The organism is Microcoleus sp. B13-B6 (genome assembly GCF_036705405.1).
In the GTDB taxonomy this organism is placed as follows: Bacteria; Cyanobacteriota; Cyanobacteriia; order Cyanobacteriales; family Microcoleaceae; genus Microcoleus.
The window spans coordinates 1-23,633 of the sequence record NZ_JAUBUJ010000121.1 but is presented as its reverse complement, the minus strand read 5'-3'; the positions used below and the strand labels follow the sequence as shown (position 1 = coordinate 23,633).

22 protein-coding genes are annotated in these 23,633 nt (G+C 45.0%); 9 read left to right on the top strand and 13 right to left on the bottom strand.

Going from position 1 to position 23,633, the window contains the following annotated elements; genetic code table 11:
* The first annotated feature begins 97 nt into the window (after positions 1 to 97).
* Positions 98 to 1,072, top strand: a complete 975-nt coding sequence (locus QUB35_RS34110) for a cysteine synthase A (protein WP_333146687.1) — start codon at positions 98 to 100, stop codon at positions 1,070 to 1,072.
* A gap of 238 nt (positions 1,073 to 1,310) precedes the next feature.
* Entirely contained in the window at positions 1,311 to 1,610 is a 300-nt protein-coding gene (locus QUB35_RS34105) for a (2Fe-2S) ferredoxin domain-containing protein (protein ID WP_333146685.1), read from the top strand.
* A 14-nt stretch (positions 1,611 to 1,624) separates the two neighbouring features.
* Here QUB35_RS34105 and QUB35_RS34100 read toward each other — a convergent pair whose 3' ends face one another.
* The 7 genes from QUB35_RS34100 to QUB35_RS34070 form a co-directional block, all read right to left on the bottom strand.
* Positions 1,625 to 2,857, bottom strand: coding sequence for a hypothetical protein (locus QUB35_RS34100; protein WP_333146684.1), 1,233 nt, complete (start codon positions 2,855 to 2,857; stop codon positions 1,625 to 1,627).
* A 171-nt stretch (positions 2,858 to 3,028) separates the two neighbouring features.
* Positions 3,029 to 3,382, bottom strand: coding sequence for an HNH endonuclease (locus QUB35_RS34095; protein ID WP_333146682.1), 354 nt, complete (start codon positions 3,380 to 3,382; stop codon positions 3,029 to 3,031).
* Positions 3,383 to 3,540: 158 nt separating this feature from the next.
* Positions 3,541 to 4,164: a heme-copper oxidase subunit III gene (locus tag QUB35_RS34090; RefSeq protein ID WP_333146680.1), complete on the bottom strand. Its 624-nt coding sequence runs from the start codon at positions 4,162 to 4,164 to the stop codon at positions 3,541 to 3,543.
* A 143-nt stretch (positions 4,165 to 4,307) separates the two neighbouring features.
* A complete protein-coding gene (ctaD, locus tag QUB35_RS34085) occupies positions 4,308 to 6,113 on the bottom strand; it encodes a cytochrome c oxidase subunit I (protein WP_333146678.1) in 1,806 nt (601 codons plus the stop codon).
* A gap of 78 nt (positions 6,114 to 6,191) precedes the next feature.
* The gene (locus QUB35_RS34080) at positions 6,192 to 7,193 is read right to left on the bottom strand and encodes a cytochrome c oxidase subunit II (RefSeq protein WP_333146676.1); all 1,002 of its coding nucleotides are present in this window, start codon (positions 7,191 to 7,193) and stop codon (positions 6,192 to 6,194) included.
* A gap of 221 nt (positions 7,194 to 7,414) precedes the next feature.
* Positions 7,415 to 8,173 (bottom strand): class I SAM-dependent methyltransferase, encoded by a 759-nt coding sequence (locus QUB35_RS34075; RefSeq protein ID WP_333146691.1) that lies wholly within the window; start codon positions 8,171 to 8,173, stop codon positions 7,415 to 7,417.
* Between the two features lie 303 nt (positions 8,174 to 8,476).
* Positions 8,477 to 9,493, bottom strand: coding sequence for an LD-carboxypeptidase (locus QUB35_RS34070; RefSeq protein ID WP_333146689.1), 1,017 nt, complete (start codon positions 9,491 to 9,493; stop codon positions 8,477 to 8,479).
* 73 nt (positions 9,494 to 9,566) lie between these two features.
* Here QUB35_RS34070 and QUB35_RS34065 point away from each other — a divergent pair, with 73 nt between their 5' ends.
* The 6 genes from QUB35_RS34065 to QUB35_RS34040 all read left to right on the top strand — a co-directional run bounded on the left by QUB35_RS34065 (position 9,567) and on the right by QUB35_RS34040 (position 18,348).
* On the top strand, positions 9,567 to 11,000 hold the full coding sequence (locus tag QUB35_RS34065; protein ID WP_333146674.1) for a carotenoid oxygenase family protein: 1,434 nt from the start codon (positions 9,567 to 9,569) through the stop codon (positions 10,998 to 11,000).
* Positions 11,001 to 11,713: 713 nt separating this feature from the next.
* Positions 11,714 to 12,535, top strand: a complete 822-nt coding sequence (locus QUB35_RS34060) for an SDR family NAD(P)-dependent oxidoreductase (RefSeq protein ID WP_333146671.1) — start codon at positions 11,714 to 11,716, stop codon at positions 12,533 to 12,535.
* Positions 12,536 to 13,094: 559 nt separating this feature from the next.
* Positions 13,095 to 13,439, top strand: coding sequence for a hypothetical protein (locus QUB35_RS34055; RefSeq protein WP_333146669.1), 345 nt, complete (start codon positions 13,095 to 13,097; stop codon positions 13,437 to 13,439).
* 20 nt (positions 13,440 to 13,459) lie between these two features.
* The gene (locus QUB35_RS34050; protein ID WP_333146667.1) at positions 13,460 to 13,879 is read left to right on the top strand and encodes a response regulator; all 420 of its coding nucleotides are present in this window, start codon (positions 13,460 to 13,462) and stop codon (positions 13,877 to 13,879) included.
* Between the two features lie 119 nt (positions 13,880 to 13,998).
* Complete coding sequence (locus QUB35_RS34045; RefSeq protein WP_333146665.1) at positions 13,999 to 14,667, top strand: adenylate/guanylate cyclase domain-containing protein; 669 nt, start codon at positions 13,999 to 14,001, stop codon at positions 14,665 to 14,667.
* A 285-nt stretch (positions 14,668 to 14,952) separates the two neighbouring features.
* Entirely contained in the window at positions 14,953 to 18,348 is a 3,396-nt protein-coding gene (locus tag QUB35_RS34040; RefSeq protein ID WP_333146662.1) for an ATP-binding protein, read from the top strand.
* A 48-nt stretch (positions 18,349 to 18,396) separates the two neighbouring features.
* Here the strand turns inward: QUB35_RS34040 and QUB35_RS34035 are convergent, their stop codons facing one another.
* On the bottom strand, positions 18,397 to 18,669 hold the full coding sequence (locus QUB35_RS34035; protein ID WP_333106594.1) for a peptidoglycan-binding domain-containing protein: 273 nt from the start codon (positions 18,667 to 18,669) through the stop codon (positions 18,397 to 18,399).
* A 217-nt stretch (positions 18,670 to 18,886) separates the two neighbouring features.
* The gene (locus tag QUB35_RS34030) at positions 18,887 to 19,168 is read right to left on the bottom strand and encodes a peptidoglycan-binding domain-containing protein (RefSeq protein ID WP_333146660.1); all 282 of its coding nucleotides are present in this window, start codon (positions 19,166 to 19,168) and stop codon (positions 18,887 to 18,889) included.
* Positions 19,169 to 19,317: 149 nt separating this feature from the next.
* Here QUB35_RS34030 and QUB35_RS34025 point away from each other — a divergent pair, with 149 nt between their 5' ends.
* Positions 19,318 to 19,497 carry a hypothetical protein gene (locus QUB35_RS34025; RefSeq protein ID WP_333146658.1) on the top strand — a complete coding sequence of 60 codons (180 nt, stop codon included), beginning with the start codon at positions 19,318 to 19,320 and terminating at the stop codon, positions 19,495 to 19,497.
* Between the two features lie 217 nt (positions 19,498 to 19,714).
* Here QUB35_RS34025 and QUB35_RS34020 read toward each other — a convergent pair whose 3' ends face one another.
* The 4 genes from QUB35_RS34020 to QUB35_RS34005 all read right to left on the bottom strand — a co-directional run.
* On the bottom strand, positions 19,715 to 21,169 hold the full coding sequence (locus tag QUB35_RS34020; protein WP_333146656.1) for a hypothetical protein: 1,455 nt from the start codon (positions 21,167 to 21,169) through the stop codon (positions 19,715 to 19,717).
* 391 nt (positions 21,170 to 21,560) lie between these two features.
* Positions 21,561 to 22,157 carry a DUF3177 family protein gene (locus tag QUB35_RS34015; RefSeq protein ID WP_333146654.1) on the bottom strand — a complete coding sequence of 199 codons (597 nt, stop codon included), beginning with the start codon at positions 22,155 to 22,157 and terminating at the stop codon, positions 21,561 to 21,563.
* 375 nt (positions 22,158 to 22,532) lie between these two features.
* Positions 22,533 to 22,805 carry a hypothetical protein gene (locus tag QUB35_RS34010; protein ID WP_333146652.1) on the bottom strand — a complete coding sequence of 91 codons (273 nt, stop codon included), beginning with the start codon at positions 22,803 to 22,805 and terminating at the stop codon, positions 22,533 to 22,535.
* A gap of 267 nt (positions 22,806 to 23,072) precedes the next feature.
* Positions 23,073 to 23,633 (bottom strand): transposase (locus QUB35_RS34005; RefSeq protein WP_333146650.1); only part of this gene is annotated, 561 nt, incomplete at its 5' end.

Sequence of the window (23,633 nt, the reverse complement as noted above, 5' to 3'; positions counted from 1 at the left end):
ATCTATCGGGCAACCACGGGGAGTAGGGGTCGGATTGCCCCTACAATAATTATGAGAATGATTTAGGATTGCTATAGGATACACACACGCAAAAAATATGGATATTAAAAACGGCTTTGTAGGCACAATCGGCAACACACCACTAATTCGGTTAAACAGCTTCAGCGATGAAACTGGCTGCGAAATTCTCGGTAAAGCAGAGTTTCTCAATCCCGGCGGTTCTGTTAAAGATAGGGCTGCTTTATACATCATCAAAGATGCAGAAGAAAAAGGCTTGCTGAAACCGGGCGGCACCGTTGTTGAAGGCACTGCCGGCAATACTGGCATCGGTTTGGCCCACATTTGCAACGCTAAAGGTTACAAATGTATGATTGTGATTCCCGATAACCAATCTCAAGAAAAAATCGATGCTTTGAAAACCTTGGGCGCTGAAGTTCGGACTGTTCCCGCTGTCCCTTACAAAGACCCGAATAATTATGTCAAATTGTCGGGAAGATTGGCGGAGGAAATGGAGAATGCAGTCTGGGCAAATCAGTTTGACAATTTAGCCAACCGCCGAGCTCATTACGAGACAACTGGCCCGGAAATTTGGGAACAAACAAATGGGAAAATTGATGCTTGGGTAACTGCTACTGGTACTGGCGGCACTTTTGCTGGGGTAGGAATGTTTTTGAAAGAAAAAAATCCTGCTGTGAGAATTGTCTTGGCAGACCCGATGGGCAGCGGGCTTTACAGTTATTTCAAAACTGGGGAAATTAAGACTGAAGGCAGTTCGATTACTGAGGGAATTGGCACCACTCGCGTCACGGCAAATATGGAGAATGCCCCGGTAGATGACGCCATCCAAATTCACGATACGGAAGCTGTCCGCGTGATTTACCAACTGCTGAGGAAAGAAGGGCTGTTTATGGGCGGTTCTGTGGGGATTAATGTGGGGGCGGCTGTGGCTTTAGCGAAGCAAATGGGGCCTGGACATACGATTGTTACGGTACTCTGCGACGGCGGGGCTCGGTATCAGTCGCGTTTGTTCGATCGACAATGGTTGGCTTCCAAAGGTTTGTCACCAGATTAACCGTAGGGTGCGCTGCGGCGCACCTTAAAATCGGGGCATATAGCCTTTCTCAGAAAGATGAGGTACTATCCGGCATAGGGCATAGGGCATAGGGCATAGGGCATAGGGCATAGGGCATACCTCACTTTTTTGAGAACCGCTATATATAAAATTTGGGCAAAATCTGGGCGTATATGCGCGCACCTATTCCCATGATAAAAAAATAGCATATATGTAGCAGAATGTCAAGTGAAAAAACATGAAAATCACAGAATCTTCTAGGCAAGTTCTTGTTTGCCAAAACCGCACTTGTCGCAAGCAAAATTCAGCAAAGGTACTGGCAGCTTTTCAGCAATTGTCGCCCTCAGAAGTTGAAGTTGTTGCTAGCAGTTGTTTGGGACAGTGCGGCAACGGGCCGATGGTGTTGGTGCTGCCAGAAGAGGTTTGGTACAATGGTGTTTGCCCTGAAGAAGTTGCGACCATAACTGAGCAACATTTGCGGGGAGGAAAGCCAGTGGAAAGGATGCTTTATCGCAAGTTTCACCGACTTTCTAATTAGTCGATCGCCCGCGTTTAAAATTCTTCCGCAAACAACCGGCGGAGAATTTCCGTGACTTCGGCGCAAAATCTGGCGTCGAGTTCGATCGCTAGGCGATCGACACTAGTGGAACCGCCTACAGGTTTTTCTGCCCGCAAACTCATGGCTAAAGTTCTGAGTTTTGCCGGCTTTCCCGCCGCTTTCGGCCGCTCGTCAACAAACCGCACTAAAGCCACATAAACTGTTTCTAGGGTTCCCCTGATCGAGCTCAGTCCGTAACCCAATTTTGAGATAATTACTGGAGAAGTGATCAGGCTATCCATCCCCAAAGTTTTAATTGCTACATCTACATATCGAGCGCTGTCATGTCCCATTGCTCTGACAATGCTTTCTAAGCTGTTCCACTGAGATGCTTTCATGCGCGATCGCTGTTCGATGTGGAAGTGCCATCCTAACATGGAAATTAGCCTGGTCAAATCATAAGCAGATACGGTATTACTTTGTTTGGTACTGTTTAATGCCGCACTTAGCAGCACTTGTTTTTTGGTGAGATCGAAGATTTTGGGGTTGTTGTGATAAGGATTTTCGCCGTAATCGCCACGAAAAATTATGTCATTATTGCCAGTAGCGCTTTTCAGCCATTGCTCTAGTCCTATGCGAGTATCGAAGCGTTTGAACATCGCAGCTAAGGAGTTTGAACTTGCTATATTTGAGGCATAGTTAACCATGTCTTTTGCTACATCGTAAAAGTAAAAATCGTGTCTTAGCCCGTTACCATCTCTTACAACGCAGTTGTCAATGTCGCAGTCGGGATATTTGCTATTTACTTGGCTGACGATATTAAGGAGTGCAATAATTTTAGTGGCACTCCACTGCTCAGCATTGGTAAGCGCGTTTTTTCCCAGCCACTGTGCCTGAATTTTGCCGTCTACAAAAGTACCAATGCAAACGCAGGCTTCCTTAATTTCTGCGTGCAAAAAATTTAAACCTTGAGAGTTAATTTGAGGTAGTTCTCCCAGGCTGGGAAACGGAGTAGGTTTGAGGGGATTATTGGGGCCGGGAATAGAGCTAATTACTTTTAAGCCGTCGGGTTTCTGTTTGAGATAATCGGGATAGTTTTTAATGTGTTGTTGGTAAGGAGATTTTTCAATGCCCCGGTCTAAAAAAGCTAGTTTGTTGATGTTAGCTTGGGCATCTATTTGCATTTGGAGGTAGTTTTTGTAGATGCGCGATCGGTCTTTTGCGAGTTCGAGGGAGGTGAGGTTCATGATAATAGTTGGCAGCTTGTTACGAATCAGTAAATCACTATACTAGGATTTACGCAAACAAACCGGGCTGCGCTGCAAAATTTTGGGTTGGGAAACTAAAAATTAATGAAGAAACCGGGCTTCAGAGAGTAACTGCGTCCAGGACTATATATATGAGTTGTGGCCCTGCGATCAAGCTTTTTTGCTGCGTACTTGAATGCGTTTGTCGGTTTTTTGTTTCTTAATCCAAGAGACAAATTTCTGGAGTTCAGGGTCATTTTTGAGCTTTTCCAGGGTGTTGAGCTCTTGGGCGAGGTGTTTGTTCTCAAATAGAGAGTGAATCTGGCGGTGACAGGCTGAGCAAATGTCGATTGTCGGGCTTGGATCTTCGTTTTTCCGCTTGGTGTTTTGTTTGGGGATGAGGTGATGGGCGGTTAATGCTTCCATTTGTCGATCGCACAATTCGCACTGCATAATTTTCTCAATGCTGCTGGATAGGAGAATTGCTACTTTTAGTTTATAGCCTTTCTCAGTAACATGGGGCATGGGGCATAGGGCATAGGGCATAGGGCATAGGGCATACCTCACCACGCTTGAGAACCGCTATAGCGCGATCCGCTTTGATTCATGTGAATGAAGGTCGAGCCTACTTCTGCACAAAAAAAACCCCCTAAAAAAGGGGGCATCCAAGCAGAACCTAGGCGTCACAAAATATACAGTAACAGAAACAAAACAATCCAAATCACATCGACAAAGTGCCAGTAAATCTCAGTCGCTTCGATTCCGAAGTGGTGCTCGCTAGAATAGTGACCTTGCGCGCGCGATCGCCACACCACACCGGCCATCAGGAGCACTCCAAACGTAACGTGCAAGCCGTGAAAAGCAGTCAAAACGTAAAAGCAACTGGCATACAAATTCGTCGTCAAGCCAAACTCTAAATGAGTGTATTCGTAAACCTGACCTGCCAAGAAAACTGTGCCCATAGCAATAGTTACGAGCAACCAATTCCGCATTCCGGTGGCATCATTCTTTTTGATTGCACTATCAGCATTGTGAATCACAAAACTGCTAGCAATCAAAATCACCGTATTGATTCCCGGCAGCAATAACTCTCGCGCGGGCGTACCTTCAGGAGGCCACACGGGGGCCATCGCCCGATAAATCAAATACGCGGCAAACATACCGAAAAATATCATGCCTTCAGCGCACAGGAACACAATTACCCCTAACATCCGGTGGTCGGGATGCTCGACGCCGTGTGCTTCTACTTCGCCCTCGTGGTGGTAATTTAGGGCTGTTTTTGTCGGATCGATCGCTGGAATTTGCATAAGAAATTGGTAATGAAGAAGTCAGTTGTCAGTTGTCAGTTGTCAGTTGTCAGTTGGCATTAGTCATCAGTCATTAGTTAACAGTCAACAGTCAACAGTCAACCGTCAACAATGCCCAATGACTAATGCCTGATGACTAATAACTATTCGCCATCTTGACTTTCATCAGCAGGAGAATCAACATTTATCTCTGATTCAGGAGCGACCAAAGTTGCAGTACCGCCAAAGAAAGTTGAAGCTTGAGCCTCCGCAATAGGAATACCTGTTTTCTGGGCGTTGCGGGTGGCATTTTCCCTCAACTTAAGTCTGAGACGTTCCCCTGTATTCTGAATTTTTTCCATGCCGTAATCGTAAGGCCCTGTTGCCAATACCGGCACTCCTTCAAAATTTTCGATCGGGGGCGGCGAAGTCGTCATCCATTCCAAACTCAAAGCTTGCCAAGGATTGTCACCTGCTTTGGGGCCGTACATCCAGCTCCAAATCACATTAATGATAAACGGGATTGTAGACACTGCCAGCATATAAGAACCGACAGTACAAATGACATTAATTGTGGTAAATTTCGGGTCGTACATTGCCACCCGCCGAGGCATTCCTTGCATCCCCAAAGCGTGCATCGGCAGGAAAGTTACAGTAAAGCCAACATAGGTTAAAACAAAGTGAACTCTACCCCAAAATTCATTAATCATCCGCCCCGTCATTTTGGGGAACCAGTGGTAAAAAGCAGCGTAAATGCCAAACACTGAGCCGCCAAACAGCACGTAGTGTAGGTGAGCGACGACAAAGTAAGTGTCGTGAACGTGAATGTCGAAAGGTACGGAAGCTACCATGATCCCGGTGATGCCGCCGAGGACAAATGTTGAGATAAAACCCATCCCAAATAGCATCGCGCTGACAAGCCGGAGTTTGCCTCCCCAAATAGTTGCCAACCAGCTAAATATTTTAATCCCTGTTGGTACGGCGATGATCATAGTCGTGATCATAAAAAACATCCGCAGCCAGCCGGGAGTACCGCTGGTAAACATATGGTGCGCCCACACGATCAAGCCCAAAAAGCTGATCGCGAGACTGGAATAGGCGATCGCCAAATAACCAAAAATTGGCTTGCGGGAATGCACCGGCAAAACTTCTGAAATCACCCCGAAAAAGGGCAGAATCATAATGTAAACTGCGGGGTGCGAATAAAACCAGAATAAATGCTGGTAGACGATCGGATCGCCGTTGCCGGTCGGGTTAAAAAATGCCGTCCCCGCTAACAAGTCAAACGACAGCAAAATCAAAGCTGCGGCTAAGACTGGAGTAGCAATCAAACTCAGCGCTGAAGTCGCAATCATCGCCCAGCAAAACAAGGGCATATCATTGAGACCCATGCTCGGAACCCGCATGGTAAAGATGGTAACGGCAAAATTCAGCGCCCCCAAAATCGAAGAAGTTCCCAGAATCAAAACGCTGAGAATCCAAATTTCTTCCCCGGCTTGAGCAGTAACTAAACTCAAAGGCGGATAGGAAGTCCAACCCGCCTGCGGAGCTCCTACAAAAAAACTGCTCAATAGCAAGACGCCACCTACGGGAATCATCCAAAAGGCAACGGCATTCAGGCGGGGAAATGCCATGTCTTTGGCCCCGATCATTAAGGGGATCAAAAAGTTAGCAAACCCGGCTCCGGCGGGTACGATCCACAGGAAGATCATCACCGTCGCGTGAACAGTAAATAAACTGTTGTAGAGTTCGGGGGTGACAAAATCGGAGTCGGGGGTGGCGAGTTCTGTTCGCACCAAAGTTGCCATCACGCCGCCGATTAGATAGAAAATAAATGTTGTTACCAGGTATTGAATACCGATGACTTTGTGGTCGGTATTAAAAGTGAAGTAGTCGCGCCAATGTCTATCGGCGGGCGCTGTTCCGCGAGCCTCAGTGTTTGCACTTTCTTGGAACTGTGCTTGTGTCATAGTTATTAGTCATTAGTTATTAGTCATTAGTTATTAGCTCAGGATCGAAGACCCAGTGCCAGGAACTAATGACTATTTTTAGTGATGAGTTGGGTGAAGTTGTTCGAGGGTTTCGGAATTAATTTTTATTTCCCTGACGTAGGGAGCCAAAAATTCACCGTCTGACAATTCCCCTGGATTGACTGCAACTGCTTGCTCTAAGTTTTGACTGCTAGCAACTTGCTGGCTTTGCAGCCAACCGTCGAATTCTTCGGGCGTGTGAACGACTGCTACAGCTTTCATCGCTCCGTGATAAGCGCCGCACAATTCAGCACAAACAACCCGGTATTCGCCGGTTTTAGTTGGTGTAAATCTCAGTTCGCTCGGCCGCCCGGGAATTGCATCTTGTTTGAGGCGAAATTCCGGCAGCCAAAATGCGTGCAGCACGTCTTGGGCTGAGATATTTAGCTGTACGTCGCGGTTGACTGGCATATGCAGTTCGCCAGAACTAACGCCGCTTTCTGGATAGCTAAAAATCCAGGCGTACTGCAAACCAGTGACATTGACAACTAAGTCTGCTGGTTTGTCTTCATTTTCTGGGGAAGCGCCTACCCCTAAAGCAACGAGTTTTTGAGACGGAATTTGAGGGGCGTTTTGGGGTGTATCTGAGAGTGTGGCTGCGATCGCACTTCCCCGCATTTTAGAGTGCGCTTGCATGGTGCCGTGGTCATGATTGCCCATCGGATCGAGGCCCCCCATTGAGTTGTAAATCTCAAAACTGTAGACTCCGATTCCTAAAATAATCACCGCCGGCACGGCTGTCCAAAGAATTTCTAAGGGAAAGTTGTCATGCCAAGGCGGCCCGTCTGTATTGTCTCCTTGACGGCGGCGATATTTAATTGCAGCAAAGATGAGAATTCCCTGCACCATGATAAATAGTCCAGTGGAAATGGTCATCATTGTATTGAAAAGTGCGTCTATGTCGGATGCTTCGTCAGAGGCGGCGATCGGCATCAAACCGTGATTCTGCCCGTACCAGAGACTGATCAGAGTCACTCCGATGCCGGCGAGCATGGTGAGGATGGAACTTGGAATGTTCACGCTGGTACTTCTTAATAGCGACACTTCTTCGCTTGAAAAATGAAGGAAGCGCCTCTGGGTTATCAATTTTTAATTGTAAATGGTATTTTTAGTAAAATGTCTCTCTTAAGGGTTACTTAAGGCTTAGAATTTTTGACCGATCGCCCGCGCGCCTCAAAAATACGTCTTTTGTACCTTGACAAAAATGAGTAAAAATGGTAAACAATCGCTCTATTTGGCTGCTAAATTTGAGATTTTTTCTCAAACACCATCAAATGCTGCTGGGGCAAGATATCTTTTGTCTCTTTCCATACTAAACCGACGGCGGCCATTTCTTTTTTCACCTGCTTCTGCGTCATTTTGTGCAAACCTTTAATGGGAATCAGCGGGTTTTCGCCCCGATACTCGATCGATACCGTGCGGCCTCCCGGTTTGAGTGCTTTCACAATTCCTTGCATCATTTCTCTGGGATATGCAAATTCGTGATAAGCATCGACCATCAAAACTAAATCTACGCTGTTTTCCGGTAAATTCGGATTGTCGATACTTCCCAAAACTGGCTCAACGTTAGCGATATTTTTTTCTTGTTTATTCAATTCTAGAAAATTCATCATTTCCTGCTGCACGTCAACTGCTAAAACCTTTCCTTCTGGAACTAAGGGAGCGATGCGAAAGCTAAAATATCCTGTTCCTGCTCCAATGTCGGCGACAATATCGGTGGGTTTTAAATCGAGATTATTGACTAATCGAGCTGATTTTTCTTCCATGCCGCGAGACGGTCTTTCTAGCCAACTAGCGCCTTGATATCCCATGACTTGGGCAATTTCTCGACCCATGTAAAATTTGCCGATGCCGTCGGGATTGTGGACTGTTCGCTGTTGGTAAATTGGGTCGCTGTTAGCGGTTTTACTTGCTGCTGCACAGGCATTGAGTGGCAACAGGCAAAGAATTGTCACGATTATTGCTGCTAGCGGTTTGATGAATTCTCGGTTTTTCACGATCGTCCTAATTGTATGTTTAATTTTCTCGTTACCGGGAGCTGCCCGTTGGTGACGACTTAACGTTAAACGTAATACCGGTCTGGTGTTTGATGATTAGGCCCAGATCCCCCCTAACCCCCCTTAACAAGGGGGGAACCGGAAATGGATCAAAGTCCCCCTTCTTAAGGGGGATTTAGGGGGATCTAGACTCGGCTGTGAACGAGAGATACAAAGGTTTTTAGTCTTAAGTTGTCATTAATGGTCAGAGCCCGGTAATGCAGAACCAGAGGAAGAGCCTTGCGAATATCCAGAACAGTTCAAGATTTAATTGACAGCGGATTCTAACAATTTAATTGTACCAGAGTCAGCGTCGATTTCGACTTCTTGACCGATCGGCAAAGTGAACTGCTCCCGGATGTGTCCCACCATAGAACCGTACCACGCGGGAATCTTCAAAGGGCGAATGTGGTCGGACAAGACTTGAGGTAAGGTTAGGGACTCTTGGGGTTTTTCAGCTTCGCACTTGGTACACTGTCCGAAAATAAAACCTGATATTTTATCAAGAATACCCGCTAATTTAAGCTGCGTCAACATTCTATCGATGCGATAAACCTCTTCGCCAACTTCCTCGACAAACAAAATACTGTTTTCCCATTCCGGCAAATATGCAGAACCGACCATTGCTGCTATTACTGATAAATTGCCACCGATTAGTTTCCCCCTAGCTGTTCCGCGCCCGATTGTTTGAACTTGCACGGTTTGGGAGTTTTGCATGGTTATAGAGCCGCCCTCAAACAAAACTTTTTTGACGTAATTTACTGTAAAGGGGCTCCAAGTTGACACACCTAAAGGGCCGTGAAAAGTAACCATATTAGTTTTAGCATAAATCGCCAATAACAGCGCGGTAATATCGCTGAATCCCATAATAATTTTGGGATTGTTGCGGATAATATTGTAATCCAGGATCGGCAATATCCGAGCACAGCCCCAGCCGCCCATCCCGGTAAAAATAGCTCGCACTGAGTCATCGGCAAAGGCTGCGTTGACATCGGCGGCGCGATCGGCATCCTTGCCTGCTAAATACCCGTAGCGATCGTAAAAATGCTCTCCCAATTTAACTTTTAAACCCAGGTTATCGAGAACTTTAAAAAATGGCTGCACTTCTTTTTCGTAGTTGAAAGCGGCAGGATTGATTAAAGCTACAGTATCGCCGACTTGCAGACGGCGCGGATTAGCGATCGCACTTTGGGGAGATAGGTTGGTTTGGGCGAGCGGCAAAAGCTGAGTACCAATAGCAGTCAGCCCAAAAGTTGTGAGCAGAGTACGGCGGCGGAGAGTCATAGCTGTTAGGTAATTTTTGCTATAATTGTATAGGAAAATTTCTGTCATATCAGTTTAAAATTGCCAGTTTCAAATGAAAACAGACACTAAAATCTCCGCTAAAAAATCTTGGGCTCAAGCTTTAGCTCGTCCGGCTGCAGAGTTTCCGCTGACTCAGCTATCCGTTAAAAGCGGTAAAATTCCCGCAGGATTGCGAGGCACTCTTTACCGCAACGGGCCCGGACGTTTGGAACGCGGCGGTGTTGCTGCGGGACACTGGTTTGATGGCGACGGTGCAATTTTGGCAGTACATTTTACCGATGTCGGTGCTACGGCTGTTTATCGCTACGTGCAAACAGCGGGATATCTAGCTGAGGAAAAAGCTGATAAATTTCTCTACAGTAATTATGGCATGACAGCACCGGGCCCTGTGTGGTTGCGGTGGACTAAAACTGTTAAAAATGCTGCCAATACTTCTGTTTTAGCTTTGCCAGATCGCCTTTTGGCATTGTGGGAAGGCGGCCCGCCTCACCGCCTCGATTTGCAAACTCTGGAAACTCAGGGAACGGACGATTTAGGAAGTTTAGAGAGTGGATCTTCTTATTCCGCTCACTGCAAGCGCGACCCGATTACTGGCAATATTTTTAACTTTGGAACTACACCGGGTGCCAGTACAAAGTTGAATCTGTATAAAAGCGATCCTACAGGCAAAATTGTGCAACAAGCAACTGTTGCTTTAGATGGAATTCCCCTGATTCACGATTTTGTTCTGGCTGGGAAGTATCTAATATTTTTTGTGCCGCCAGTACGAGTAAAATTTTTGCCCGTGTTAGCTGGAATTAGCAGTTTCGGCGACTCTTTTGAATGGAAACCGGAGTTAGGAACGCAGATATTAGTTATTGACTCGGAAACTCTATCTTTAGTTAGTCGCGGCGAAACCGAACCTTGGTATCAGTGGCATTTCGCTAACGGTTTTGTCAAGGAAGATGGTTCGGTAGCGGTAGATTTTGTGCGCTTCGCTGACTTTCAAACTAATCAGCGACTGAAAGAAGTACCGACTGGTGAAACTAGCACCGATGCGGAGGGTACTCTTTGCCGAGTGCATCTCAATCCTCTGACGGCGAAAGTGACAGGAATAGAAGAATTGTTGGATAAACCTTGTGAGTTTCCGATCGTACCTGCTGCCGAAATAGGGCAAGACGCACGATATATTTATCTGGCAATGTATCGGCCTGACGTTGATATTGTACCGGAACGTTTCGGTGCGATCGCCCGTTTGGACACGCAAACCCGCAATCTCACAATTGCCGACTGTGGCGAAAATCGCTATCCCGCCGAGCCCATCTACGTTCCAGATATTTCGTCGGAGAAAGGTTGGATAGTAACAGTTATTTATGACGGCAATTCTGACAGCAGCGAAGTCTGGATATTTGACAGCGACGGACTTTCCCGCGAACCTATTTGCAAGCTAGAATTGCCTGGTGTCATACCTTTGGGCTTTCACGGCACTTGGAAAGCGGCAGTCTGAGAAAATTGTAAAGAAGTGTTGCGGAAGATTTATTAAAAATTGTTGCCGCTTCTCTGTCAAGTTGTTAAGGTGTGTGTAGATAGGAAATTCTCATATCTAGGAGGTGTGGAATTGATAATCTGCATTGCTCAATTATCCTGTGCCAATTCGCACGAATCCCCGGCGATTGTAAGTCGCGGCGGCACAGGATATCGTCTGCCTCTGCGGACTAAAAAAAGAGGGGTAATTAAGCCCTGGCGAATAACCCATCCGGGCGAATATTCCCGGCCAGTTTATTCGCAGCTACACAGGCAAAGTCCGCCTCTGCAGACTGAAGGAAACCAATACCCGGCGAATAAATTCGCGGCTACACAGGCAAAGTCCGCCTCTGCAGACTGAAGAAAAAGCGGTAATAAAGCCCGCTTTGACATGATTCTCGACTAGGTTGGCCCATCTCAGGTTTGTCTGCTTGAATGAGGTTAAATGACCAGATAATTGACTGATTTCTGGCGAACCCAAAGTTTAGTTCAACTCACGCGCACGTTAGCGATTCAACAGTTTTTAGTTTTGAGTTAACCCCACGAATAAATTAGGCTTATCGGAACAAGATAGCCTTTTAAACCATTATGAATTATGAGTTGTTACCGCCAAAAAAATCAACTCATAACTAATAATTCACAACTCACAACTCATAACTCCGTGCCGCAGTGAGCATCTACCAAAAGGTTTAATCTATGCAACTTCAAGGAAAAACAGCTCTTGTTACAGGAGCTTCGCGCGGAATTGGGCGATCGATCGCCCTGGCATTAGCGAGACAAGGAGTCAAACGCTTGTTGATTGTGGCGCGCAACCGCAAGCAATTAATTGAACTGGCAGAGGAAATCGATGTTTTTGGCACAGAAGTAGTGCCGTTAGCTTTGGATTTAACTCAGTCAGTTGCGGTGAATATTGCGATCGCCCAAGCTTGGCGAGATTGCGGCCCGATTCACCTGCTAGTCAACTGTGCAGGCGTCGCCCACCAAGCATCTTTCTTGCGTTCCCCGCTGCCATTAATCGAGGAAGAAATCGCCTTAAATTTGCTCGGAACCTACACAATTACCCGCTTGATAGCTCGGCGAATGGCGACTCAAAAAGAGGGAACAATCGTCAATGTTTCTAGCTTAATGGGCAAAATTGCCGCTCCCACAATGGCGACTTATTCTGCTACCAAATTTGCCATTTTGGGATTCACCCAAGCTTTGCGTAGCGAGTTAACTCAGTACAATGTTCGAGTCACAGCTTTGCTGCCATCCCTAACAGATACCGACATGGTGCGAGACTTGGAACAATTCCGGTGGGTAGTGCCCACAACTCCCGAAAAAGTGGCCCTAGCACTTGTCGCGGGATTGCAGAAAGATGCGCCGGAAATCTTGGTAGGATGGCAAAGTCATCTAGCAGTTTGGTGTCACCGAATTGCGCCTTGGTTGCTGGATTTTGTGTTGCGGATGGCGACTCCAGAACTTCGGGATAAATCGCGGGGCCGCAAATTGCGGGAGGCTTTAGCTAGCGGGCGATAAACCCTTTTATGGGCGGGCTCTCCGGCCCAACCCCTACTCCCCACAAAAAATTGGATGTGTTGTGGAACGGGCCGGAGAGCCCGTTCCGGGATCTTCGGCTTATTGGTGTCAACTTAAGCTGTCAGCCCGCCCACCCGGTAGTCCGCCCACCCGGTAGTCCGCCAGGGATTGAAATCCCTGTCTCATAGCGAAAGTCCTCTCAAAGAGGACTGAGAAGAAGAATTTTTGACGTTGCTGATTCACGCCGCCCACCCGTTAGTCCGCCAATCCGGCAGGGATTGAAATCCCTGTCTCATAGCGAAAGTCCTCGCTATGAGGACTGGGAAAAAGAATTTTTGACGTTGCTGATTCACGGTAGGAATCAACTTTTTGCTTGATGTTAAAAAACTCACCATAGTTGTCTTATAGCAATTGGGAAATCTAAATTCCTACCTGTATTTAGCAACAGCAACGCCGAATTTTTAAACTCATTAGTCCTCATAGCGAGGACTTTAGCTATAAGCCCCGTGGAATTAATTCCCTGTCGGACTATCTAATTCTAGCTCAGTTACAGGAAACTATGCCTGTTCATTTCTTGACTAACAGCAACGGGCTGATGAATGATAGAAACTTCTATTTGGCAAGTCGCTCTTTTGCTAGCGACTTTCCCAATATTGTTAAAATAGTGATGGGAGAAACGCGACAGATGGCTACTTGGATAACTAAGAATCCCGAGCCAGCAGCGAAATTTATCAGCGCTCGAACGGGAATGAAAATAACCACAGCTATCATGTTAACAAAAAGCCGCCGCTACGATTTGCTGCCAATTCAGGACAGGGCAGTTGAAGAACAGCAGCGGATTGCTGAAATTTTATTTCGGTTGGGACTGCTTCCCTATCGCATTTGGATTGAAGATGTTATCTGAAAACAAAAATTAGATTTATAGTGAATATTCAGGTATTGGCTAACAATTTACTTCTCGAAAAATATGCGCTCGCCCACGCTAGCAGCGGTAGAGAAGCTTTAGCCATTCTAGACAGAGGCTACAAGCCGGCTCTAATTTTGCTAGATCTCATGAGGCCACGGATGACTGGTTACGAAGTTGGCGAGAAAATCCGGGATAAATGCACGGGTATCGAAGGGCAAATTGTGATGCTAACCGCCAAAATTCAAGTAGCTGACTTAGTGCAAGGTTTCAATGCAGGGGCTAATGATTTTTTAACTAAACCGTTTGTCAAAAATGAATTGCTAGCCAGAATCAAACTCACATCAGTCTGGCAAAAATCAATGCAGCTTACGGTAAATTTGTCCCCCACGACTTTCTGCGATTTTTGGGACACGAAAGTATTGTTGATGTCCGACTAGGCGATCAAATTCAGAAAGAAATGACAGTTTTATTTTCTGAAATTCGCTCTTTTACGACTATCTCAGAAGCGATGACTCCCTAAGAAAACTTTAGTTTTATCAACAGCTACGTCCGCCGAGTGAGTCCTGTAATTCGCGCTCACCAAGGTTTTATCGATAAATATATTGGCGATGCGATTATGGCACTATTTCCTGAGTCGGCAGATGATGCTGTTCGCGCGGCGGTGGAAATGCAAAAACAAGTTATTATTTACAACCAGGAGCGACAACGGAGCAATTACCCACCGATTACTAGTGGCATCGGTTTGCACGTGGGTAGTTTAATGTTGGGTACGATTGGGGAGGAGGAACGGATGGAAAGTACAAGGATTGCTTATGCGGTGAATCTCGCGTCTCGTTTGGAAGGATTGACTAAGGTTTACGGGGCGGGCATTCTAGTTAGTGACTCCATTTTAGAGCGTTTGGGCGATCGAGAAAAATATATGTGCCGATTTGTCGAGCGAGTCACAGTAAAAGGGAAAAAATCTGCCGTATCGGTGTTTGAAATTTATGATGCAGAAACAGAACAAAGCATTCAACTAAAACAGGCAAGTGCTGCTGAGTTCCAAAAAGGTCTGGAGCTTTATTTCGAGCAAAATTTTACTGAAGCGCAAAAATTATTCAGTAAGATTTGCGCCATAAATCCTCAAGATAAGTTGGCAGCAATTTACTGCCAGCGCTCTCTAAAGAAGGGAATGTATGGAGTGCCTGGAGGATGGTCGGGGATAGAAGCTTTGGATGAAAAGTAGTACAAGTAACCTCTATTATGGAAAGTAGTGATACAGATATATTGTATGTGAACATCGGTAGGGACAGGGCAATGCCTTGTCCGCCGCCGGGAGTAGGACACGGAAATGCCGTGTCCCTAGGGTTCTCTTTGACTTTTAATAATTTGGTATAAGATTGAGGATTGTAGAAACAATACCAGGTCTTCCGGGCGTAAGTTGTGTTTAAGTACAAAATGGTTTATAATACTTACCAGCGGTAAGCCTTGGCTCCAAGTATTAACTGGTTGTTCAACCTAAACTAATGTTATGTCCACTCTTTCTCTCAAGCGCTTAGTGGCAAAACTTTCAAGAAAAGCAACGCTGCAAACTGTACTCATAGTTCCCTTTGTCTTGCAAGTATTTGCAGCGGTAGGAATTGTGGGGTATTTATCATTTAAAAATAGTCAAAGAGCAGTTAATGACCTGGCGGATCAGTTGATGGGCGAGGTGAGCAATCGCATTGAGCAAAATTTGAGAACTTATCTGCAAACTCCGCACCAAATCAATCAAAGCAAGCTGGATGCAGTGAAACTGGGTTTTGTGAACATGAAAGACTTGTCAGCTTGGGAAAAGTATCTGTGGCGACAAGTGCAATTATATCCTTATATCAATTTTACATCCATCGCTAATTCAGATGGAGAATATCGCACTGGCGAAAAGATGTCTAACGGCACTTTATTGATTAACGCATCGGGCCCATCTACAGGTTTTGATTTTTATTCTTACAATACTAATGATAGGGGCGATCGCGCGACATTAGCAGCCACCGTCAAAAACTTCGACATCCGACAGCACCCTTCCTACACCTATGCGGCTCTCGAAGCCAAACCAACTTGGAGTTCAGTTTATATATCCTTCCTAGAACCCACCTTGCTCCTCAGCGCGCTGCAACCAGTTTACAACAGCCAGAAACAGCTAGAAGGAGTATTAATTGCTGCTTTGCGTCTCGACAGTATCGGTCAATTTTTAAACAGCCTCAAAATAGGTAAATCTGGTCAAACTTTTATTATCGAAAGAAACGGCACGCTGCTGGCAACTTCCACACCCGAAAAACCTTTCCGCACCCAAAACGGTCAAAAAGAACTGTTTAAAGTTACAGAAAGCAGCGATGCAGTAACGCAAACTACAGCAAAATATTTAGAAACTCACTTTCAAAACTTGAACAAGATTACAAAAGCACAGCAACTAAATGTTGAGATAAACGGTCAGCATAAATTTTTAAAAGTCCTGCCCTTCCAAGACGACAAGGGTTTAGATTTGCTGATTGTCGTCGTCGTTCCGGAAGCCGACTTTATGGAACAAATTAATGCGGGCAACCGAACTACAGTGTTACTATGTCTGGCAGCTTTGGGCATGGCAACTGTGTTAGGAATTCTCACTTCTCGCTGGATTATCAAACCTCTTATAAAATTAAAAAATGCAGCAATAGCTTTATCAGAAGGACAATTTGACCAAACTGTAAAGCTCGATCGCTCCGACGAGTTGGGCGTACTTGCCGCTGCTTTTAACAGCATGGCAGCACAACTGCAAGCATCTTTTACTGCCTTAGAAACTAAAAATACCGAATTGCAGCGACTCGACAAACTAAAAGACGAATTTTTAGCCAATACTTCCCACGAACTCCGCACTCCCCTCAACGGCATTATTGGGATTGCAGAATCTTTAATAGACGGTGCTACAGGACAACTACCAGAACCAACAAATTTTAACTTAGCTTTGATTTCATCCTCTGGCAAAAGATTGTCTTCTTTAATTAACGATCTTCTGGACTTTTCTCAGCTCAAACACAAAACGATTGAACTGCAAATTAAGTCCGTCGGTATTCGAGAAATAGTCTCTGTAATTCTCACTTTGTCTCAGCCATTAGTAGGCAAAAAACACTTGCAGTTGATTAACTCAGTAGCTCCGGAATTGCCGCCAATAGCAGCCGACGAGAATCGCTTGCAGCAAATACTTTATAACTTAATCGGCAATGCGATTAAATTTACCGAAAGCGGCAGAGTTGAAATTTCAGCAGAATTGGTAACGGGCAACGCACAATCACCGTCTAACTCACAATTAGCCATTAGTGTATCTGACACGGGTATTGGCATCCCCGAAGATAAATTAGAGCGAATTTTTGAATCCTTTGAACAAGCTGACGGTTCCACTGGTAGAGAATATGGTGGCACGGGTTTAGGGTTAACGGTTGCCAAGCAATTAGTGGAATTGCACGGAGGTAAAATTTCGGTATCTTCAACTGTAGGTGTCGGTTCCCAATTCACCTTTACTTTGCCCGTATCTGAGAGTCAGCCGGAATTTAGCAGCACACAGCCGCATTTAATCGAGGGTTATCGCATTTTAATCACTCCTGAACTAGCCCGCCAATCCTCTATAATAAATTCTCCTCTATCAGACAATAGCGACTTGCTAGAAAGTGAAAAATTAAAAATTTTGGTAGTTGATGATGAGCCGATTAATATTCATGTCATCATCAACAGTCTTTCTGTAGAAAACTACGAGATTACTCAAGCGAGCAACGGCTTAGAAGCTTTAAATCTGATTGAATCAGGATTTAAGCCCGACTTAATTTTACTCGATGTAATGATGCCGCAGATGACCGGTTATGAAGTGTGTCGAGAAGTTCGCAAAAAATACTCGCCTTTAGAAATGCCGATTCTGATGCTGACGGCAAAAAATCTAACTACCGACTTGGTAGAAGCTTTTAACTTAGAAGCAAATGATTATGTAACTAAACCTTTTATCAAAAAGGAATTGTTGGCGAGAATTAACACGCAAATTCGCCTAGCAAAACTGAATGCAGCCTACGGTAGGTTTGTGCCGCACGATTTTCTAAACTTGCTGGAAAAGCCGAGTATTATTGAAGTAAAATTAGGGGAACATCAGGAAAGAGATATGACAGTGCTGTTTGCTGATATTCGCTCGTTTACGGCGCTTTCGGAAAAGATGACACCGGATGAAAATTTTGCATTTATTAATACTTATTTGGGAAGGGTTAGCCCTGCAATCAGGAAAAATAACGGGTTTATTGACAAATACATTGGAGATGCGGTCATGGCACTGTTTCCTACATCTCCTGAAGATGGTGTGCGAGCAGCAATTGATATGCAGAAAGAAGTAAATATCTATAACCAGCAGCGACAAAAAAATGGCTTGTTTCAGATCGCGATCGGCGTCGGTTTGCACGCGGGCAATTTGATGTTGGGTACAATTGGCGAGCGAGAACGGATGGAAAGTACGGTGATTGCTGATGCGGTGAATCTCGCGTCTCGTTTGGAAGGATTGACTAAGGTTTACGGCGCGGGCATTCTAGTTAGCGGTGCAATTATCGATCGCCTAGACGATCCTGAAAAATATAAGTACCGATTTGTCGATCGAGTAACGGTGAAAGGAAAGACAAATGCTGTGTCAGTGTTTGAAATTTACGATACAGAAACAGAGCAGAGCATTGTACTCAAGCAGCAAACTGCGGAGGTTTTTCAAGAAGCTCTCAATTTTTACTACGAGCAAAAATTTGTGGCCGCCCAAAAAGTATTTCAGAATATTTTACAAATCAATCCGGACGATCGGGTAGCAATGCTGTATTTCCAACGCTCTCGCAAGTATCGAATGTACGGCGCCCCGGATGGGTGGTGTGGGGTGGAAACTTCGACGGAGAAATAGGGCGCACAATGCACGCCCTACTATTTTTAAAATATGGTTGTACAAACTTTAAAATATAGTTGTACAAACGCCTAATTTATTCCAAGTTTTAGGGCCGACAATGCCATCAGCAACGAGTTGTTGTTGCTTTTGAAAATTGATTACTGCTTGTTGGGTTTTCGGGCCGAATCCTCCATCAGTAGTTACGGAAAATCCGCTGGCGTTCAAGAGCCGCTGGAGGTAGCGAACGTCCTCATTTTGGGTGACGCCATCGTTGCGTTTGAGTAGGGGAAAATAACGGCAGGAAGGTAATTCCATGTGAATTGCGTTTGTGGTTTGCATAGTTTGAGTCTCCATTGGTTGTTTGCAAGTTGTTTGAAAGCAGAGAAGTGCGGAAATGATGTTAATAGTCCTGGATGCACTTTTGACGGGCAGAAACGGGGTTTTGGCTTCGCTCAACCACCAGTTTTTTTAGCGTTTCTGGGGGCTGAAACGAAGTATTGTTGTGAAAAAACCCAGTTTCTTGCTAGCCGTGCGCCTAGGATTAGTTAACTTGGATTTAACATCCGGGTTCATCTGTATAACAAGCGCCTAATAGACTCCAAGTTTGAGGGCCGACAATGCCATCAACAGCAATCTTATTTTCCTTTTGAAATTTGATGACTGCTTGTTCGGTTTTTGGGCCGAAGAATCCATCAGTTGCGACGGAATATCCCTTTTTAACTAAGGATTGTTGGAGATAGCGCACGTTTTGATTGGCAGTGGTGCTATTATTTCGTTTCAGTGTGGGCAGTGAAGAGCAAAGAGGCAATTGAGCGTAAATTGAATTTGTGGTTTGCATGGTTTGATTGGGGATTAGTGGTTGGCAAGTCGTTTGAACTTGCTATTCCCCAGTTGTAGCTGTGGGGGGAAGTGCTTTAACAGTCGCTTTTTATAGTGACGCTTATCTGGGGTAGCTCAGATGAGTGACAGCCAGCTATCAAATCCGTTTTGTACAGAGTAATTGTCAAAGGCAAACAGCAGCGAATTGGGAGCATCTCACCTTTGCAGCCCTCCGCTAGAAATTGGAGCTTTGAGGCAGGAGGCAGGAGGCAGGAGGCAGAAGGAAAGAAGAAGAAGGAAGGAGCCAGAAGAAGGAAGGAGCCAGAAGAAGTATTTTTACAAATATGAGATGCTCCCAGCGAATTTCCATTTTTTATCAACTTTTAGCATCTTGGCCGGAAGCCCCACACCATATCTGTAGGGCTGTTGGTGTCGGGATGGATAGCCAGATTGACGTAGGTTGGCTAGGCAATCAATCCTGTCACGGTGTAATCGCTGCACTCTTGTATAAGGTGAGTAATAGTTTTTTATCTAGAGGAGGCAAAAATACTGTATTTAAAGCTCGTTAACCATGTGAGCGAAAAGGGCGATCGGGAAAATTGCTCTGGGGTTGCGACTTTAACTTAGAAGTGATATCGTAGTATCGGTAGATAGTAGATTTCCGGCTGTCAAACAACTTGAGAATTGAATCTATGACAATTTCTGTAACTATCGGGTTAAAGTCGGAAATAAAGTCGTCGGCGTTGAGATTTTCTCGAAAAAATTCCTTAGCTCGATCGCACTGATAGCGCATTTCGTCAAAGCCAACAATTTTTACCACAAACGTTGTCAGGGGCGAACTCTCCAAATCCGTATTAGAAGTGCTTTTAGCCCGCCCATTTTCTAATAAATTCAATACTTCCGCTTCTAAACTAATTTTAGGTTTATAAGGTTTCTCTATTTCGGGAAAAAAGCTTTCCAGGCGCACGCAGTTAGGAGCTCGATCCGGAATTCCTCCCGTCATCATCGCCAGAGAAACCTCAATCCCCACATCCGAAGAAAGAGCTTCTAGCAGGGCTAGGGCAGCCAGTTTGCACCCCAAATAAAGCTTCGCAATTTCGAGATTGTACTTAGCAGTAGTTTCCCAGCGCTGATAGGTGCGATCGTCTGGATATCCTTCAAACTGCCGGAAAATCATCTCTGGCTTGAGATAATTGAGAAAACCTTCCATCTTCACCAAAGCAACTCGGTAGTCGCGAACCGTGTAAAAACCGCAGGAGATGAGATTGTGATTGGTTTCCGGCAGTAAATTCCAGGTATTTGCCAAAAAATGGGCTGAACTATGGTGAGCAAAACTCATCACATCCCGGTTAGAGATTCGCACAGCTTTTTTGACCGTTTCCCGCATTTCATCGTCAGTCAAACTAAGGTTAAACAGGCTATTTATGGCTTGCAATCGCTCATAAAGGCGCTGGCTTACCGTTACTCCAGAATCGGCGACGCGAAAAGGAATTGTTGCTTCAATGCAGCCTGCAATTTGAAGCAATTGCTCGCGTTTGAGAAAGGGTTCTAGAGCTTTTGCTGCTACCACAGCGCTGAGAAATTCGTTTTGTCCGGAGAAAGGATTGAGGACTTCGCCCGGTACAAAATTGAATACCAGCATTACCATCTCGAAAATAGCATCCGCCGGCAGTTCAGATCGATCTCGAATTTGTAGTTGTTTGTTAACCTCTTTTGCAACAGGAGTGATGTAGTAGCTGACGTTAAAGTTAATGCTGCGATCGACTTGCACGTAGACGGTATCGTGAAATAAAGCTGCCAAAACCTCGATCGCGTCTTCATCTCCCCCCACATCAAAAATATGTTCGGGAGTGTGAAAAAACCGCCAGGGCCCCATCATCGGCTGAACAATCAGTTCGGCAATCCGAGCGAGTTCACTTGGTTCGACTTTTGCTTCCAGGCGATCGATCGCCCAAATCAGCCTTTCTAAGCACTGTAAGTAGGCTTGTTTGCTATCCATCACAGTCTTTCCCAATAACATTGCTGTCAGTCGATTTTAGATTTTAAATTTTAGACTTTAGATTTACTCCACAGATGAATCTGGAAGCTGGAACCTTCGTCTAAAATTTTTAGATATCCACGACTGGAGTCCACGGCTTGTATCCGTTTTTGGGCTGGTCACGTCAGCCAACCTGCTGTTACAGCATATTCCATATATGTGTAGTACAGAGAAACCGGGTTTCTTGAACAGAATCAGTTTAAAGGCTAGAACTGTAAAGAAACCCGGTTTCTGAGGTGTACTTCACAAACCTGGAATATGCTGTACTTTGATTGTCCTAGATGCGCCCCGGCTGTTTTTATTTGGGATTTATGAGCTTTTTGTGAAATACTTTAGCTGCAATTTAGGAGGGAAATACTAACTTCAAATAAACTTAATTTCCGGTAGCTGACCTCCCCTGTTTTCCTAGTCTAATTAGCACAAAATATGACAAGTAAAGTACATAAATTGCTAAACCGATCATACCCAACAATCCCAAAAATTGAGGGTTTGCCGTAGGGTGAAACATTTGTTTGTACAGCCAAGGTGGATCTAACCAAACGCGGCAAAAAGGTTCATCAATTATCTGAATTTGAGATTTAAAGGCACAGCTTAAGAAGAAAAGTTGAGCTAGAGCGCCCAAACCGCTGTAAACAGTAATCGCCCACCGCCAAGCTGTAAAAGCCAGTTTCAGGGGCGACTGCGGTCGATCGGCAATTTCTTCGTTTAAATCCTCCCAAAACCACAGACTAGCAGGAATTAAGGCCCTGGCAATCACCGACGACACAAAGCTCACAGGCAGCGCAGCCATCATCAGGTAAAGTGTAATTGCCAGCAAACTCGCCACCCGCCAATAAATAATTGACAAACGGACGATCGGCTCAGCTTTTGCCACAACAGCCCAAATCAGCACTACCAGCGGGATCGAAATTGTTAATAACACAGACAACCGGTAATCCATCCAGACTAAGGTTAATAACGTTTTTTCCATACTTTCAGCCTTTAAGTACCTGATTTCTATCAACACTCTTGCAAAACAGCCATTTTAGGGGCTTTTTGGGCCTCATTTTTGGCTGTTCACCTGTCCCAGTGTCCCTTATCCGATAGTCACTTACAAGCAAGCTCTTCTATCAATCTTCTAGCCTACCCCTTAGCGATATTTGCGATCGGCTTAGGATACACGGGTGAGGTAGTGCTTTTGTGTGTATTTCCTAAAGTAGCCGCCTACAGTTGGCGGCTACTGCTTTAGAATGCTATCCCGTCCCGGTCAGAACCCAAAAACCTACAATCACAACATACACATAGCGTGAGTGATGCGATCGCACTCCCCGTGCCAGTCGTTCGCTTGGTTAAGGCAGTCTTCATGCTAGAAGTCACCCAGCATATCCAAAATCGCTTCTACGTCCGCTAGGTCGCATTTAGACTTTTTGCGCTTAGCTTTCAATTGGTTGAGTAAGACAGCAGCATCAGGTAAATCACTTGTGTAAAATGATTCTCCATTATCTAGCTGTCGAGCTATAGTCAGCACCCGATCTGCTAGGGCGATCGGTACTCGGATAGTGCGGGTTTTCCCGTGTTCCCATTTACCCTCATAGTGCTTGAGGTTGGCTAGGCTAGCGTCATTAATGTTTTTAGTCATTTCACTTGTGTCAGGTGATTTACTATTAACAGGTTGACACGAATGCTTTAGTTCTGTCAAGTATTTAGTCACGTGACACAAGTGACTAGAGGGAGAAAGTTAGACTTTAGGGAGCCAAAACCAAAAACTACTAGTACAGCTCGGCGTAAATACACAGACTATTATACCGCCAAGACTTTACCCTTATATGTCCACTTAAAAGGCTTTGCCATTGTTTGATTAAAGTAGTTAATAAAATTGAGGATGCGATTTTTCAGATCGTACTGACTAATGAAACTTGCTATGCTTGAGTAATTTCCGCACTAAAATGCTGAACCAAATCTCTATTTGATTAAGCCACGAAGAATGTTTTGGCGTGTAGTGGAAAACAATTTGATGTGTTGGGTCACTTAAAAAAACAGCACGAGATTTCATGGATTGAAGTATGCCGCTTTTTCCCTTAATACCGAGGTCGATATCTAAGCCTTCTTTTTCGGCGACCAAACGCACCAATGATTCAGATTGGTGAGTATTCAGACAATCCATAATCAGATGCCATTTTTGGGCATCGGGGTCAGTTTCAATGATGTGACGAATATTCAGTACAAAATCGGATTCTTTTCTCGAATCTCCGCAAGTTGGCTCGATAATCTTACCATTCGCAATATTGAAATTCGCTATCAAGGTCTGCGTGCCATGACGAATATATTCAAACTCTCTTCTTGCAACTTTCCCTGGTCGCATTGGTAAGTCTTTTTCGAGACGCTCAATGGCTTGAATTCCTGTCATCTCATCAACCGATATAGTGTGTTCTCCATTTTGACTGCGTTCAATCGCAGTCAGATATAA

What these genes read in the sequence shown, in the direction of transcription:
- QUB35_RS34015 (WP_333146654.1), bottom strand. Translation starts at nt 22,157, where the DNA reads ATGGAAAAAACGTTATTAACCTTAGTCTGGATGGATTACCGGTTGTCT.
- QUB35_RS34105 (WP_333146685.1), top strand. Translation starts at nt 1,311, where the DNA reads ATGAAAATCACAGAATCTTCTAGGCAAGTTCTTGTTTGCCAAAACCGC.
- QUB35_RS34010 (WP_333146652.1), bottom strand. Translation starts at nt 22,805, where the DNA reads ATGACTAAAAACATTAATGACGCTAGCCTAGCCAACCTCAAGCACTAT.
- QUB35_RS34020 (WP_333146656.1), bottom strand. Translation starts at nt 21,169, where the DNA reads ATGTTATTGGGAAAGACTGTGATGGATAGCAAACAAGCCTACTTACAG.
- QUB35_RS34070 (WP_333146689.1), bottom strand. Translation starts at nt 9,493, where the DNA reads ATGACTCTCCGCCGCCGTACTCTGCTCACAACTTTTGGGCTGACTGCT.
- QUB35_RS34110 (WP_333146687.1), top strand. Translation starts at nt 98, where the DNA reads ATGGATATTAAAAACGGCTTTGTAGGCACAATCGGCAACACACCACTA.
- QUB35_RS34060 (WP_333146671.1), top strand. Translation starts at nt 11,714, where the DNA reads ATGCAACTTCAAGGAAAAACAGCTCTTGTTACAGGAGCTTCGCGCGGA.
- ctaD (WP_333146678.1), bottom strand. Translation starts at nt 6,113, where the DNA reads ATGACACAAGCACAGTTCCAAGAAAGTGCAAACACTGAGGCTCGCGGA.
- QUB35_RS34090 (WP_333146680.1), bottom strand. Translation starts at nt 4,164, where the DNA reads ATGCAAATTCCAGCGATCGATCCGACAAAAACAGCCCTAAATTACCAC.
- QUB35_RS34040 (WP_333146662.1), top strand. Translation starts at nt 14,953, where the DNA reads ATGTCCACTCTTTCTCTCAAGCGCTTAGTGGCAAAACTTTCAAGAAAA.
- QUB35_RS34035 (WP_333106594.1), bottom strand. Translation starts at nt 18,669, where the DNA reads ATGCAAACCACAAACGCAATTCACATGGAATTACCTTCCTGCCGTTAT.
- QUB35_RS34095 (WP_333146682.1), bottom strand. Translation starts at nt 3,382, where the DNA reads ATGCCCCATGTTACTGAGAAAGGCTATAAACTAAAAGTAGCAATTCTC.
- QUB35_RS34100 (WP_333146684.1), bottom strand. Translation starts at nt 2,857, where the DNA reads ATGAACCTCACCTCCCTCGAACTCGCAAAAGACCGATCGCGCATCTAC.
- QUB35_RS34030 (WP_333146660.1), bottom strand. Translation starts at nt 19,168, where the DNA reads ATGCAAACCACAAATTCAATTTACGCTCAATTGCCTCTTTGCTCTTCA.
- QUB35_RS34055 (WP_333146669.1), top strand. Translation starts at nt 13,095, where the DNA reads ATGCCTGTTCATTTCTTGACTAACAGCAACGGGCTGATGAATGATAGA.
- QUB35_RS34065 (WP_333146674.1), top strand. Translation starts at nt 9,567, where the DNA reads ATGAAAACAGACACTAAAATCTCCGCTAAAAAATCTTGGGCTCAAGCT.